18 protein-coding genes are annotated in these 13767 nt (G+C 54.4%); 11 read left to right on the top strand and 7 right to left on the bottom strand.

Translation table 11 applies throughout. The annotated features are described in order from the left end of the window. Positions 1 to 60 precede the first annotated feature (60 nt). The 8 genes from cvpA to hisP all read left to right on the top strand — a co-directional run bounded on the left by cvpA (position 61) and on the right by hisP (position 7127). Positions 61 to 549 carry a colicin V production protein gene (cvpA, locus tag AOY23_RS10300; RefSeq protein ID WP_054179311.1) on the top strand — a complete coding sequence of 163 codons (489 nt, stop codon included), beginning with the start codon at positions 61 to 63 and terminating at the stop codon, positions 547 to 549. A gap of 33 nt (positions 550 to 582) precedes the next feature. Beyond that, the gene (gene purF, locus AOY23_RS10295; protein WP_054179310.1) at positions 583 to 2100 is read left to right on the top strand and encodes an amidophosphoribosyltransferase; all 1518 of its coding nucleotides are present in this window, start codon (positions 583 to 585) and stop codon (positions 2098 to 2100) included. Positions 2101 to 2202: 102 nt separating this feature from the next. Next, positions 2203 to 2772 (top strand): UbiX family flavin prenyltransferase, encoded by a 570-nt coding sequence (locus AOY23_RS10290; protein ID WP_038156682.1) that lies wholly within the window; start codon positions 2203 to 2205, stop codon positions 2770 to 2772. Between the two features lie 303 nt (positions 2773 to 3075). Then, positions 3076 to 3858: a lysine/arginine/ornithine ABC transporter substrate-binding protein ArgT gene (argT, locus tag AOY23_RS10285; RefSeq protein ID WP_054179309.1), complete on the top strand. Its 783-nt coding sequence runs from the start codon at positions 3076 to 3078 to the stop codon at positions 3856 to 3858. A gap of 243 nt (positions 3859 to 4101) precedes the next feature. Beyond that, positions 4102 to 4884 (top strand): histidine ABC transporter substrate-binding protein HisJ, encoded by a 783-nt coding sequence (gene hisJ / locus AOY23_RS10280; RefSeq protein ID WP_054179308.1) that lies wholly within the window; start codon positions 4102 to 4104, stop codon positions 4882 to 4884. A 62-nt stretch (positions 4885 to 4946) separates the two neighbouring features. Then, positions 4947 to 5633, top strand: a complete 687-nt coding sequence (locus AOY23_RS10275) for a histidine ABC transporter permease HisQ (protein ID WP_054179307.1) — start codon at positions 4947 to 4949, stop codon at positions 5631 to 5633. Further along, entirely contained in the window at positions 5630 to 6346 is a 717-nt protein-coding gene (locus tag AOY23_RS10270) for an ABC transporter permease (protein WP_054179306.1), read from the top strand. The genes AOY23_RS10275 and AOY23_RS10270 overlap by 4 nt, the downstream gene beginning before the upstream one ends. 7 nt (positions 6347 to 6353) lie before the next feature. Next, positions 6354 to 7127 carry a histidine ABC transporter ATP-binding protein HisP gene (gene hisP / locus AOY23_RS10265; RefSeq protein WP_054179305.1) on the top strand — a complete coding sequence of 258 codons (774 nt, stop codon included), beginning with the start codon at positions 6354 to 6356 and terminating at the stop codon, positions 7125 to 7127. Positions 7128 to 7150: 23 nt separating this feature from the next. Here hisP and AOY23_RS10260 read toward each other — a convergent pair whose 3' ends face one another. The 6 genes from AOY23_RS10260 to yfcG all read right to left on the bottom strand — a co-directional run bounded on the left by AOY23_RS10260 (position 7151) and on the right by yfcG (position 10702). Further along, positions 7151 to 7711: a helix-turn-helix transcriptional regulator gene (locus AOY23_RS10260; protein ID WP_054179304.1), complete on the bottom strand. Its 561-nt coding sequence runs from the start codon at positions 7709 to 7711 to the stop codon at positions 7151 to 7153. Between the two features lie 14 nt (positions 7712 to 7725). Beyond that, complete coding sequence (locus AOY23_RS21750; RefSeq protein WP_072170976.1) at positions 7726 to 7977, bottom strand: hypothetical protein; 252 nt, start codon at positions 7975 to 7977, stop codon at positions 7726 to 7728. Positions 7978 to 8186: 209 nt separating this feature from the next. Next, positions 8187 to 8696 carry a GNAT family N-acetyltransferase gene (locus AOY23_RS10255; protein ID WP_054179303.1) on the bottom strand — a complete coding sequence of 170 codons (510 nt, stop codon included), beginning with the start codon at positions 8694 to 8696 and terminating at the stop codon, positions 8187 to 8189. A gap of 57 nt (positions 8697 to 8753) precedes the next feature. Beyond that, positions 8754 to 9647, bottom strand: a complete 894-nt coding sequence (locus AOY23_RS10250) for a TIGR01777 family oxidoreductase (protein WP_054179302.1) — start codon at positions 9645 to 9647, stop codon at positions 8754 to 8756. 18 nt (positions 9648 to 9665) lie between these two features. Continuing rightward, entirely contained in the window at positions 9666 to 10028 is a 363-nt protein-coding gene (gene folX / locus AOY23_RS10245) for a dihydroneopterin triphosphate 2'-epimerase (RefSeq protein ID WP_054179301.1), read from the bottom strand. A 44-nt stretch (positions 10029 to 10072) separates the two neighbouring features. Further along, positions 10073 to 10702 carry a GSH-dependent disulfide bond oxidoreductase gene (yfcG, locus tag AOY23_RS10240; protein WP_054179300.1) on the bottom strand — a complete coding sequence of 210 codons (630 nt, stop codon included), beginning with the start codon at positions 10700 to 10702 and terminating at the stop codon, positions 10073 to 10075. Positions 10703 to 10839: 137 nt separating this feature from the next. Between yfcG and yfcF the strand changes: the two genes are divergently transcribed. The 3 genes from yfcF to yfcD are packed head-to-tail and all read left to right on the top strand — an operon-like array spanning position 10840 to position 12688. Continuing rightward, the gene (gene yfcF / locus AOY23_RS10235; protein WP_054179299.1) at positions 10840 to 11484 is read left to right on the top strand and encodes a glutathione transferase; all 645 of its coding nucleotides are present in this window, start codon (positions 10840 to 10842) and stop codon (positions 11482 to 11484) included. Positions 11485 to 11536: 52 nt separating this feature from the next. Continuing rightward, entirely contained in the window at positions 11537 to 12088 is a 552-nt protein-coding gene (gene yfcE / locus AOY23_RS10230) for a phosphodiesterase (protein WP_054179361.1), read from the top strand. A 57-nt stretch (positions 12089 to 12145) separates the two neighbouring features. Beyond that, positions 12146 to 12688, top strand: coding sequence for an NUDIX hydrolase YfcD (gene yfcD / locus AOY23_RS10225; protein ID WP_152958514.1), 543 nt, complete (start codon positions 12146 to 12148; stop codon positions 12686 to 12688). Positions 12689 to 12692: 4 nt separating this feature from the next. Here the strand turns inward: yfcD and AOY23_RS10220 are convergent, their stop codons facing one another. After that, positions 12693 to 13712, bottom strand: coding sequence for a LacI family DNA-binding transcriptional regulator (locus AOY23_RS10220; protein WP_054179297.1), 1020 nt, complete (start codon positions 13710 to 13712; stop codon positions 12693 to 12695). Positions 13713 to 13767: the final 55 nt, after the last annotated feature.

Here is a 13767-nt window from a genome sequence, read left to right as displayed (position 1 = left end):
TCTTTTTCTGTTAGAATGCGCCCCGAACTGGATGACAGGGCGTGAAATCGTGGGACACATATGGTCTGGATTGATTACGCCATTATCGCGGTGATTGGTTTTTCCTGTCTGGTGAGCCTGATCCGCGGCTTTGTTCGTGAAGCGTTATCGCTGGTAACCTGGGGTTGTGCTTTCTTTGTTGCCAGCCATTACTACACTTACCTGTCAGTCTGGTTTACGGGCTTTGAAGACGAACTGGTTCGAAATGGGATTGCGATCGCGGTGCTGTTCGTCGCGACGCTGATTGTCGGCGCTATCGTGAACTATGTCATCGGAGCGCTGGTGGAAAAAACTGGCCTGTCCGGGACCGACAGGGTGCTGGGGATCTGTTTCGGTGCGTTACGTGGCGTACTGATCGTCGCCGCCATTCTGTTCTTCCTCGATACCTTTACCGGTCTGTCCAAAAGTGAAGACTGGCAGAAGTCGCAGTTGATCCCGGAATTCAGTTTCATCATCAGATGGTTCTTTGACTATCTGCAAAGCTCGTCGAGTTTCTTGCCCAGAGTATAAACTTTGGGCAGTTCTTAACGAGGAAAATGACGTATGTGCGGTATTGTCGGTATCGCCGGTGTTATGCCGGTCAACCAGTCGATTTATGACGCGTTAACGGTGCTTCAGCACCGCGGGCAGGATGCCGCAGGCATCATCACCATCGATGCGAACAACTGTTTCCGGTTGCGTAAGGCCAACGGTCTGGTGAGTGATGTGTTTGAAGCTCGCCACATGCAGCGTATGCAGGGCAATATGGGGATTGGCCATGTGCGTTATCCCACGGCCGGTAGCTCCAGCGCATCCGAGGCGCAACCTTTTTACGTCAACTCTCCTTTCGGCATTACTCTGGCGCACAATGGTAATCTGACCAACGCGCACGAACTGCGTAAAAAGCTGTTCGAAGAGAAGCGCCGTCACATTAACACCACCTCAGATTCTGAAATCCTGCTCAATATTTTTGCCAGCGAGCTGGATAACTTCCGCCACTATCCTCTGGAAGCGGACAACATTTTTGCGGCGATTGCCGCCACTAACCGGCAGATCCGCGGCGCCTATGCTTGCGTGGCGATGATTATCGGTCACGGGATGATCGCCTTCCGCGACCCGAACGGTATTCGCCCGCTGGTACTTGGCAAGCGTGATATTGGCGACGGTCGTACCGAATACATGGTGGCTTCCGAGAGCGTGGCGCTCGATACGCTGGGCTTTGAGTTCCTGCGTGACGTCGCACCTGGCGAAGCCATCTACATTACCGAGAAAGGGCAACTGTTTACCCGCCAGTGCGCGGACAACCCGGTCAGCAATCCGTGCCTGTTTGAATACGTTTATTTCGCGCGTCCGGATTCGTTCATTGACAAGATTTCCGTCTACAGCGCCCGCGTGAACATGGGCACCAAACTCGGCGAGAAAATTGCCCGTGAGTGGGAAGATCTCGACATCGACGTGGTGATCCCTATCCCGGAAACCTCCTGCGATATCGCGCTGGAAATCGCCCGTATTCTCGATAAACCGTACCGCCAGGGTTTTGTGAAAAACCGTTATGTCGGCCGCACCTTTATCATGCCGGGGCAGCAACTGCGTCGTAAATCGGTGCGTCGTAAACTGAACGCTAACCGTGCCGAGTTCCGCGACAAAAACGTGTTGCTGGTGGACGACTCCATCGTGCGTGGCACAACCTCTGAGCAGATCATCGAAATGGCACGCGAAGCGGGGGCGAAGAAAGTGTATCTGGCGTCTGCCGCTCCGGAAATTCGTTTCCCGAACGTGTACGGCATTGATATGCCGACCGCTAACGAACTGATTGCCCATGGTCGAGAAGTTGATGAAATCCGCCAGATCATCGGCGCAGATGGCCTGATTTTTCAGGATCTCAACGATCTCATCGATGCGGTACGCGCCGAGAACCCGGACATTCAGCAGTTTGAATGCTCGGTCTTTAACGGTGTGTACGTGACCAAAGACGTCAACCAGCAGTACCTCGACTATCTCGATTCCTTGCGTAATGACGATGCGAAAGCGCTGCTGCGTCAGAACGAAATGGAAAATTTAGAGATGCATAACGAAGGTTAAGCCGCCTCAGGTGCGTTCTGTTTTCGGACAGGACGCGCTTTCCTTGCAACTCCCGCTCGTTTGCGGCATTGTCAGCCTGAAAATGTCGGGAGGATCCCAGTTATGAAACGACTCATTGTAGGCATCTCAGGCGCCAGTGGCGCGATTTATGGCGTACGCCTGTTACAGGTGCTGCGTGATGTCGCCGGGGTGGAAACCCATCTGATCATGAGTCAGGCGGCGCGTCAGACGCTGTCGCTCGAAACCGACATTACGCTGCGCGAGGTGCAGGCGCTGGCCGATGTTGTGCACGATGCCCGTGATATCGCCGCCTGTATCTCCTCCGGTTCGTTTAAGACGACCGGGATGGTGATATTGCCCTGTTCGATCAAAACGCTTTCCGGAATTGTTCACAGCTATACCGACGGGCTGCTGACCCGCGCGGCGGATGTGATCCTCAAGGAGCGGCGTCCGCTGGTGTTGTGCGTGCGCGAAACGCCGCTGCATCTCGGCCATCTGCGTCTCATGACCCAGGCGGCGGAAATCGGGGCGGTGATTATGCCGCCAGTCCCGGCGTTTTATCATCGTCCTGAGACGTTGGATGACGTGATTAATCAGACGGTTAATCGGGTGCTTGATCAGTTTGATATTGATTTGCCAGAGGATTTATTCACCCGCTGGCAGGGTGCATAACGACGCACCAAAGTAGTGCATATTCTTTCGCTTCGCCCTGTTCTGGGGCGATTTTGCAACCACGATCAAATCCTCAACATTTAATTTGTTTTTTTGCGCTGCACCACTGCGGTTTATCTGTCATTGCTGTTATCTTTCCTTCTGACGATAACATGCAACTTTTTATTAACATATTTAACGTTGATTTCGCGCTGCCCGGTGAATATGGCATAAAAGATGCAAGAATTGTCTGCAACAACAACACACAACACGCAAACGACATAACAAGACACTTACTACATCACGACATCTTAAGGGTAATGTATGAAGAAGACGGTTCTGGCTCTCACGTTGTTATCAGGTATCTGCAGCGCATCCAGCGTATTTGCTGCATTGCCGCAGACGGTTCGTATTGGTACAGACGCGACTTATGCGCCTTTCTCATCGAAAGACGCGAAAGGGGATTTTGTCGGGTTTGATATCGATCTGGGTAATGAGATGTGCAAACGCATGCAGGTGAAATGTACCTGGGTGGGCAGCGATTTTGACTCTCTGATCCCTTCGCTGAAAGCGAAAAAAATCGATGCCATCATTTCTTCGCTCTCCATCACTGAGAAGCGTCAGCAGGAGATCGCGTTCTCTGACAAACTTTACGCCGCGGACTCCCGCTTAATTGCCGCGAAAGGGTCGTCGGTGAAACCGGATCTTGATGTGCTGAAAGGCAAACACGTTGGTGTGCTTCAGGGGTCGACTCAGGAAGCCTATGCCAATGAAAAATGGCGCACACAAGGCGTTGATGTTGTTGCCTACCAGAACCAGGATTTGATCTACTCTGACCTTGCCGCCGGTCGTCTGGATGCTGCATTCCAGGACGAAGTGGCTGCCAGTGAAGGTTTCCTCAAACAGCCAGCCGGTAAAGATTTCGAATTTGCTGGTCCTTCCGTGAAAGACAAAAAATACTTCGGTGACGGCACCGGCGTGGGTCTGCGTAAAGACGACGCTGAGCTGAAAGCGGCCTTCGACAAAGCGCTGAGCGATCTGCGTAAAGACGGTACTTACGACAAGATGGCGAAGAAGTATTTTAACTTTAACGTCTACGGCGAATAAGTCGTCTACCGCAGACCTTCCCGACTAACGGAGTGTAATGCATCAAAATGATGACTCGTTTTGGTGCATTACCCTAATGAATGCATTAGATGCGCGCTGGATATGCTGTTTTGCGGCTTATTAGTGCATATTTAAGCATTTGTGATGCAAAAAAACGTGTCGACTTACCTCAAAAAATGGCACGATAACCTGTACCGTACTTTTGCTTAACCCCGTTAGAATGACAGTCTGTTGAGGATAGATATGAAAAAAATGGCGTTGTCTCTCTCATTAATGCTGGCGCTTTCCAGCATATCCACCGTTTATGCAGCAATCCCGCAAAAAATTCGTATCGGCACCGATCCCACTTATGCGCCGTTCGAATCGAAAAATGCCCAGGGTGAACTGGTGGGTTTTGACATCGATCTGGCGAAAGATCTCTGTCAGCGCTTAAAAACGCAATGTACCTTCATTGAAAGCCCGCTGGATGCGCTGATCCCCTCTCTGAAAGCAAAGAAAATCGATGCGATTATGTCGTCGCTGTCGATCACTGAAAAACGTCAGCAGGAGATTGCCTTCACCGACAAACTCTATGCGGCGGATTCCCGTCTGGTCGTGAAAAAGGGCAGCAACATCACGCCTGATCTCGCCACGCTGAAAGGCAAACGCGTCGGTGTGTTGCAGGGCACCACCCAGGAAACCTACGGCAACGAGCACTGGGCGGCGAAAGGGGTCGAAATCGTCTCTTATCAGGGGCAGGACAACATCTACGCTGACCTGACGGCAGGACGCATCGACGCCGCGTTCCAGGACGAAGTCGCTGCCAGCGAAGGTTTCCTCAAGCAACCGATCGGCGGCGATTATGAATTTGGCGGTCCGTCAATCAAGGATCTCAAGCTGTTCGGCGTGGGTACCGGTATGGGCCTGCGTAAAGAAGATAACGAACTGCGTGAAGCGCTGAACAAAGCGTTCGCAGAAATGCGTGCCGATGGTACCTACGAAAAATTAGCGAAGAAGTACTTCGATTTTAATGTGTATGGTGATTAACCAGCACGTATGAGCCTTCGCGCCCTCTGGCGCGAAGGTGTTACACAGACGGGACAGGCGCAATGCTGTACGGGTTTTCACAAGTTATTTTTCATGGCGCCATCGTGACGCTGGAACTGGCTATCAGTTCAGTGCTGTTAGCCGTGGTGATCGGGCTTGCCGGGGCAGGCGCGAAATTATCGAACAATCGCCCGCTGGCGCTGCTGTTCGAAGCCTACACCACGCTTATCCGTGGGGTACCGGATCTGGTGCTGATGCTGCTGATTTTTTATGGTTTGCAGATAGCGCTCAATACCATTACCGACGCCTTAGGCGTGTCGCAGTTTGATATTGACCCGATGGTCGCGGGGATCATCACGCTGGGCTACATCTATGGCGCCTATTTTACCGAGACCTTTCGCGGCGCCTATCTGGCGGTGCCGAAGGGGCATCTGGAAGCGGCAACGGCGTTTGGCTTTACCCGTCGCCAGACCTTCCGCCGCATTATGTTTCCGGCGATGATGCGCTTCGCGCTACCGGGCATCGGCAACAACTGGCAGGTCATTCTGAAAGCCACCGCGCTGGTGTCACTGCTTGGACTTGAAGACGTGGTTAAGGCCACGCAGCTCGCCGGGAAAAGCACTTGGGAGCCGTTCTACTTTGCCGTCGTTTGTGGGGTAATTTATCTGGTGTTTACCACGGTATCCAACGGCGTGCTGATGTTGCTTGAACGTCGCTATACCGTGGGTGTGAAGAGGGCTGACCTGTGATCGACATTATTCAGGAATACTGGAAGGCTCTGCTGTGGACTGACGGCTATCGCTTTACCGGGGTGGCGATTACGCTCTGGCTGCTGATTTTATCTGTGGTGATGGGCGGCATGATGGCGGTGCTGCTGGCGATTGGGCGTGTTTCCAGCAATAAATTTATCAGCATGCCCATCTGGCTCTTTACCTATATTTTTCGTGGTACGCCGCTTTACGTTCAACTGCTGGTGTTTTACTCGGGGATGTATACGCTGGAAGTGGTGAAGGGAACGGAACTGCTGAACGCGTTTTTCCGCAGCGGCCTGAACTGTACCGTGCTGGCGCTGACCCTGAATACCTGTGCGTACACCACGGAGATTTTCGCCGGGGCCATCCGCTCAGTGCCGCACGGTGAAATTGAGGCGGCGCGCGCGTACGGCTTCTCCAGCGGCAAAATGTACCGCTGTATCATTTTGCCGTCGGCGTTACGCATTGCTTTACCGGCCTACAGTAACGAAGTGATCCTGATGCTGCATTCCACCGCACTGGCTTTTACCGCGACGGTACCGGATCTGCTGAAAATCGCCCGTGATATCAACTCGGCGACCTATCAGCCCTTTACCGCATTCGGGATCGCCGCCGTGCTGTATCTGATCATTTCGTATGTGTTGATCAGCCTGTTCCGCAAAGCGGAAAAGCGCTGGATGCAGCATTTATCACCTTCTTCAACGCATTGAGAACATCATGGCTGAGAACAAATTAAACGTCATCGATTTGCATAAGCGCTACGGTGAACATGAAGTACTGAAAGGCGTCACGCTGAAGGCGAATGCCGGCGATGTTATCTCGATCATCGGTTCATCGGGCTCCGGGAAAAGTACTTTCCTGCGCTGCATTAACTTCCTCGAAAAGCCGAGCGAAGGCTCGATTGTGGTGAACGGCCAGAATATCGGCCTGGTGCGTGACAAAGACGGTCAGCTAAAAGTCGCTGACAAAAACCAGCTCCGCCTGCTGCGTACGCGCCTGACGATGGTGTTTCAGCACTTCAACCTGTGGAGCCACATGACGGTGCTGGAAAACGTGATGGAAGCGCCGGTGCAGGTTCTCGGGTTGAGCAAGCAGGAAGCCCGCGAGCGGGCGGAAAAATATCTGGCGAAAGTGGGTATCGACGAGCGTCAGCAGACTAAATATCCGGTGCATCTTTCTGGCGGTCAGCAACAACGCGTTTCCATTGCCCGTGCGCTGGCGATGGAGCCGGAGGTGCTGCTGTTTGACGAACCCACGTCTGCGCTCGATCCTGAGCTGGTGGGCGAAGTGCTGCGTATTATGCAGAAGCTGGCCGAAGAGGGGAAAACGATGGTCGTGGTGACGCACGAAATGGGATTTGCCCGCCATGTCTCCTCGCATGTGATTTTCCTGCATCAGGGGAAAATCGAAGAAGAAGGGCACCCGGACGATTTGTTCGGCAACCCGCAAAGCCCACGCCTGCAACAGTTCCTGAAAGGCTCGCTGAAATAACACACGATAGCCCGCGGGTCGGGCTATTCTTTCTGACTGCGGGAGCGGTTTCGTTCGAGTTGCTTGACGTAATGCAGAATGCTTTGCGCTTCCATCGACGAGCGCAACTGTAGCGCCAGATTGAGGCTGTCAAGTACGCGAGCATTTGCCACCAGCGGCGAGTCCTCCACAATACGGTTTTCACTCACCAGCCATTCCACCACTTTACGCCAGCTCCAGAGCGGCGAATTGCCCTTCACGCGCTGTACCGGGGCGGGAAACTGACCGCGGCCTCGTGCGCCATCTTTCAGCAATGCAACAGCCTGGCGGGAAAGCCCGGTTCGTTCTGCGATATCGCTGAGCCCGACCAACGTTGTGTCAACCGACTCCACACGGGCAGCAATGCCCGCAGATTCAATGTCATGGACAGCAGACAGAATGGCGCTGCTCAACGTTTCGCTTTCACGATCGAACTCCAGATACACTGAAGTGCCATAAAAGCACACCAACGCATCGTCACAGCCATTCGCGAACAGGGCATCTTCTAGCCCCGGGGTGCAGTTGGTCACGCCTGAAAGCGTCAGGGTGAAGTTAAACAATGGCATAGCGGATAACTCCTTTAAAATTGATAAGCCTGATGACCGGTACACGCCGGTGAGCAACGATCCACCATGCGCATGATCTGCCTGGCATGGTTGACGCAATTTCCCGGTGTGGACCAGACACTCATCATATGTTCCTTGTGCTGCGGTATGCTGCAGCATAAACGTCCAAAGCAGTGAGCGCTTTTTCCGCCGGGGTGGAAAACCCAGCCGCGAAGAATCGCATAATGAATTGCCGCCCGAATATGTTTGTCTGGATGTTCCTTCATCGTTTTGTTTCCTGCGCAGTGTGAAGTGATTGTTGACGTGTGTCAACACCGTTAGTGCAATTAATCACGCGAGAAACATTTATCGCTAAAGATTTTTAGCGTTCCGGAAACGACTTCACATTTGGTCAGAAACAACGGGAGCAATTTTGCGTTTTTGCGAGCCGTATTCCACGCGTTATCTCAGGAATACGGCGACAGTCATGAAGGGATTAAAATGCAGTACTTTCCAGGCGATACACCCAGTCGTCATAGTGCACGCCGTCAATCTCGTACGCCTTTTCCAGCATCTGCGTACGCACGAAACCGCACTTCTCCAGCACGCGCACTGAGCCAATATTATCGGCCAGCACCCAGGCATTGAGCGCCTTGATGCCCGCCTGAGTAAAGGCGTATTCGCAGAGCGCGCGCACCGCTTCGCTGGCAATGCCTTTCCCCTGCGCCTGTGGGATAAACATATAACCAATATCCGCCTCTTCACGGTACTGCGGGCTGATTTTCAGGCCGATATCGCCCAGTGCGGTTGGGTCGTCATGGGTGCGGACCACAAAGGTATGCGGCGCGTTCAGGCGGGTGGCGAACAGCAGGCGGTTATCTTTTTCCGGCGCGATGCTGGCGATATAGCGCATCACCGACGGGTCTTCGCGCAGCGCACGAAAAAAACGCCAGTCGGTGGTCTGGAAGGGTGAAAGGATAAGCCGGGTGGTGGTGATTATCGCCATAACGTCGCCATTCTGATGCGTTGGCCTTTCACTGTATCATGAGCCCGTTGCGCGCAATCAACCCACCACATCTGACAGGGCTTCTTCTAAGTCATACCAGCGGAACGCGAAGCCAGCTTCTTCCAGCCGTTTTGGCAGCGCACGTTGACCACCAAGTACCAGCACGGAGGATTCTCCCATCATCAGGCGTATTGCGGTGGCTGGCGCGCGCAAAACGGCCGCGCGGTGCAGCACATGACCCAGCGTGTGGGCGAACTGCTCATTACGCACCGGGTAGGGCGATACCATGTTGAACGGGCCACGCAGATCGTTGTCCAGCAGCCAGAGAATGCCGTTCACCATATCGTCGATGTGGATCCACGCCAGATATTGCCTGCCGTTACCCATCGGGCCGCCGAGGCCGAGTCTGAAAAGCGGTAGCATTTTCGCGAGGATCCCGCCTTTGGGGGCCAGCACCACGCCGGTACGCAGCAGGCAAACGCGGGTGCGGTCGCTTTGCGCGCCACTGGCGATTTGCTCCCAGCGGGCGCAGAGCTTATGAGTAAATTCGTTGTGCGGCGGTTCTTCTTCCGTGACCACCACTTCTCCGAGATCGCCATAATAACCGGCGGCTGAACCGCTAATCAGCACCGCCGGCGGCGTTTCGCTGGCATGAAACAGGTCGACCAGCTTCTGGGTGATGTGCCAGCGGCTGTTGCAGAGCCGTTGCTTTTGTTCGTCAGTCCAGCGTTTATCCGCAATGGGTTCACCGGCGAGATTGATAACCGCGTCGATGCCATCCAGATTCTGTCGTTCGTCGAGCCCTTTCCACAGCGCAACACGATCTCCCAGCAGGTTGTGCGCCTTTTCCGGGTTTCGTGTGACCACCGTGACATCATGCCCCAGCGCGAACAGCCGGGGGATCAGATAGCGTCCAATGAGTCCGGTACCACCGGTGATTAGAATTTTCATGCAACCTCCCGGTTGCGCTTAACGTCGCCAGCTCATCGTCATGGAAACCGAATCGGCGTACCGCAGCGCATGAAGTTTGTCGATCTCTACTTCAGCATAAGTGACCCAGTGATGTTCGCGTGCGATGTCGAGCACATCCTGAGTTAATTTTTCCAGCAATGAGAAACGGTTATCTTCAATGTGCCGGATAATACTTTTGGTGATCGTGCGGTAATTCAGCGCATCATTAATGTCTTCGCTGTTACGCGCTTTGTCGGCAGGGTAGTGGATCACGACATTGACTATCACATCCTGACGATTGGCGATCTCCTCTTCCTTGATGCCGATAAAAGTACGCAAGCGCAGGTTTTTAATACGAATCATGGCGTCTGGCTGAGACATTGCAGGCTTCCTCTGTAGCATGGTTGCCGCCATGATACATCATCTTATCCGGCTTGCGCTTTTTGCAGCGCCCGGACGGTTGCCGGTCGGGTGCGGATGCGCTCAAACCAGTTTTTTACCGCCGGAAAGTTTTCCAGATCAATACGCTGGCGCACATGCGCGTTCACCCACGGCCAGCAGGCGATATCGGCAATGCTGTACTCTTCACCGCCCATCCACGGCGAGGTTTCGAGCCGTTTGTTAAGCACGTTGTACAGGCGCTGCGTCTCGACCTGAAAACGTTCAATGGCATACGGCACCGGCTGCGGCGCGAAGTGGTTAAAGTGGTGATTCTGCCCCAGCATTGGCCCCAGACCGCCCACCTGCCAGAACAGCCATTGCAGCGTGGTAAACCGTGCGCGTGGTTCCTGACTGAGCAGCTTGCCTGTTTTTTCCGCCAGATAGAGCAGAATCGCGCCCGACTCGAACAAACTCAGCGGCGCACCGTCATCCACCGGCAGATGATCGACAATCGCCGGGATCTTGTTATTGGGCGACACCTCAAGAAACTCCGGGCGAAACTGCTCGCCTTTGCTGATATCCACCCGAATCAGGCGATAAGTCAGTTCTGCTTCTTCGAGGAACAGGGCAATTTTGTGTCCGTTGGGGGTTGGCGCGTAATACAAGTCAATCATCATCACTCCCGTGAATAAGCCGACGAGTTGAAACAAGGAGTATAGAAGCTCATTGAAGAGTGTGAGTTTTGATCAAGTGACAGCGTGCGAAAGAGGCGATATGGTGAAAGAAAACCCTATAGCCCGTTGAGGATACTATGAGCAAACCCGTCATTACGCTGTGGTCCGATGCCAGTTTTTTCTCGCCGTATGTCATGTCCGTCTACGTTGCATTGCAGGAGAAGGGCTTACCGTTCACCCTGAAAACGGTCGATCTGTCTCGCGGTGAACATTTACAGACGCAATGGAAAGGCTTTTCCGTCACCCGCCGCGTACCGTTACTGGAAGTGGATGCTTTTGAACTGAGCGAATCCTCGGCCATCGCCGAATATCTTGATGAGCGCTTTGCGCCGCCGCAGTGGGAACGTCTCTATCCTCATGATCTGGAAAAACGTGCTCGCGCCCGGCAGATCCAGGCGTGGCTGCGCAGTGATCTGATGCCCATTCGCGAAGAGCGCTCAACCGACGTCATCTTCGGCGGCGTGAAAAAACCCGCGCTGAGTGCGGCAGGGCAGGAAAGTGCGGAGAAATTATTCAGCACCGCCGGTGATCTGCTGGCGCACGGTAATCCCAATCTGTTCGGCGAATGGTGTATTGCCGATGCTGATCTGGCGCTGATGCTCAACCGCCTGGTGCTTAACGGCGACGAGGTGCCTGAACGTCTGGCGGATTACGCTACGTTCCAGTGGCAACGCGCCTCGGTACAGCGCTGGGTGGCGCTTTCCGCTAAACGCGCGGGCTGATAGGCTCCGAAAAATCCGTTAAAATAAGGCGGTTTTTGTGGAGAAAAAGCGTATGAAACTGATGTTTGCCTCGGATATTCACGGTTCGTTGCCCGCCACGGAGCGCATGCTTGACCGCTTTGCGCAAAGCGGAGCGCAGTGGCTGATATTGCTCGGTGACCTGCTGTATCACGGGCCGCGCAATGCCTTGCCGGAAGGCTATGCGCCCTCCGACGTCGCTGAAAAACTGAACGCGCAGGCATCACGCATCATTGCTGTACGCGGCAACTGTGACAGCGAAGTCGATCAGATGCTGCTGAATTTCCCCATTACCGCCCCCTGGCAACAGGTGCTGACCGGGCGTCAGCGCCTGTTTCTGACCCACGGTCATCTCTATGGGCCGGACAACCCACCGGCGCTTGCCGCTGGCGATGTACTGGTTTCCGGTCATACTCATATTCCGGTCGCGGAAAAACGCGGCGACGTCATCCATTTCAATCCCGGCTCGGTCAGCATTCCGAAAGGGGGTTTTGTCGCCAGCTACGGAATGCTGGAGGACGATTATTTGCAGGTTTTAGCACTCAATGACCAACAGGTTATTGCACAGGTAGCGATTAACCCGTAACTTACCCGCAACCGTAAAACGCGCCGTGAGAGCGCTTTGACAGAAGGTTTCCCGATGGTGGATCAGAGTTCTTTGGCAAGCACAGAATGGGTGGATATCGTGAGTGAAGACAATGAGGTGATTGCGCAGGCCAGCCGCGCACAGATGCGCGCGCAGTGTTTACGCCATCGCGCCACCTACATTGTGGTTCATGACGGCATGGGGAAAATTCTGGTGCAGCGCCGCACCGAGATTAAGGATTTCATGCCTGGCATGCTGGATGCTACCGCTGGTGGCGTGGTGCAGGCCGATGAACAACTGCTGGAATCCGCGCGTCGTGAAGCGGAAGAAGAGCTTGGCATCGCCGGGGTGCCGTTTGCGGATCACGGTCAGTTCTATTTTGAAGACAAGAACTGCCGCGTGTGGGGCAGTCTTTTTAGCTGCGTATCGCACGGGCCGTTTGCCCTGCAGGAAGAGGAAGTCAGCGAAGTATGCTGGCTGACACCGGAAGAGATCACCGCTCGTTGTGATGAATTTACCCCTGACTCACTGAAAGCACTGGCGCTCTGGATGAGCCGCAACGCCAGCAGTGAAACGGCGAAGGCCGAGGAAGCGGAGTAAACCGTCAGCAGCTATCGCGCAGACACAGTTTTGACGCGATAGGCGCACGCTGCGTCCAGTTCCCGTCATTCAGGCGCGCCAGCAGGGCGCGTCCGGCTTCGACGCCAATTTTGCGGTGCGGAACCGCCATGGTGGTCAGCGGCGGCTGGCACACCCGGCTGACGTCGCTGTCGCCAAATCCCACAATCGCTAAGTCGTCCGGCACTTTAATGCGCCGACGCTGACATTCATACAGCGCCCCACACGCCAGTTCATCCGACACGCAGACCAGCGCATCCAGTTCCGGCCAGGCCAGAATAAACTCCGGCAACTGCGCCGCACCCGTGGAGAACGTCGGCGGCTCGGCAGCGTTGATCACCCGGTTCGGCGACATATGGTGGCGCATCATGGCTTTGTACCAGCCCTGAAGATGCTGCTGGAAAATCCACTGTTCCTGATTGGCGCACAGCAGACCGATGTTCTGATAGCCGCGCTGAATGACGGTTTGTGTCAGTTCAAACATGGCGGCGACGTTGTCGATACCGATGTTCATATCGATAGGATCGGCGCGGGTCGCGCCCATTTCAATCACTGGAATCGAGGCGTTTTTCAGCCACTGGCGCACCGTGTCACTGTGCTCTACGCTCAGCAGCACCGCCGCGGCAATGTTGGACGCCAGCAGCGTCTCCAGTAGTTTTTCTTCCTGTTCGACACGATGACGCGACTCCGCCAGCATGATCTGATACCCGGCGGGCTGTAACACTTCCTGCAGCCCGGCGAACATTTCCGAGCAGCCTGACTCGCCAAGATTCGGCACCACCATTGCAATCGTCCATGACGAGGCGGAGGCGAGGGCGCTGGCGGCGAGATTGGGCATATAACCCAGCGTCTCGACCGCCGCTTCAATTTTTTCTCGTAGCTTGTCGGAGACCTGTTCAGGCGTGCGCAGCGCTCGGGACACCGTCATCGTTCCCACACCGGCAAGTTGCGCGACATCCGCAAGGGTGACTTTGCCAGTACTACGACGTTTTCGGGTAAGTGACATGCTTCATCCTGACTGAAATCACAACATAAAGTGCATGCAGTATACGCCGGAAATC

It is taken from the genome of Trabulsiella odontotermitis, assembly GCF_001297775.1.
Lineage (GTDB): Bacteria > Pseudomonadota > Gammaproteobacteria > Enterobacterales > Enterobacteriaceae > Trabulsiella > Trabulsiella odontotermitis.
The sequence above is the reverse complement of the archived record's forward strand: the minus strand, read 5'-3'. Positions and strand labels throughout refer to the sequence as shown.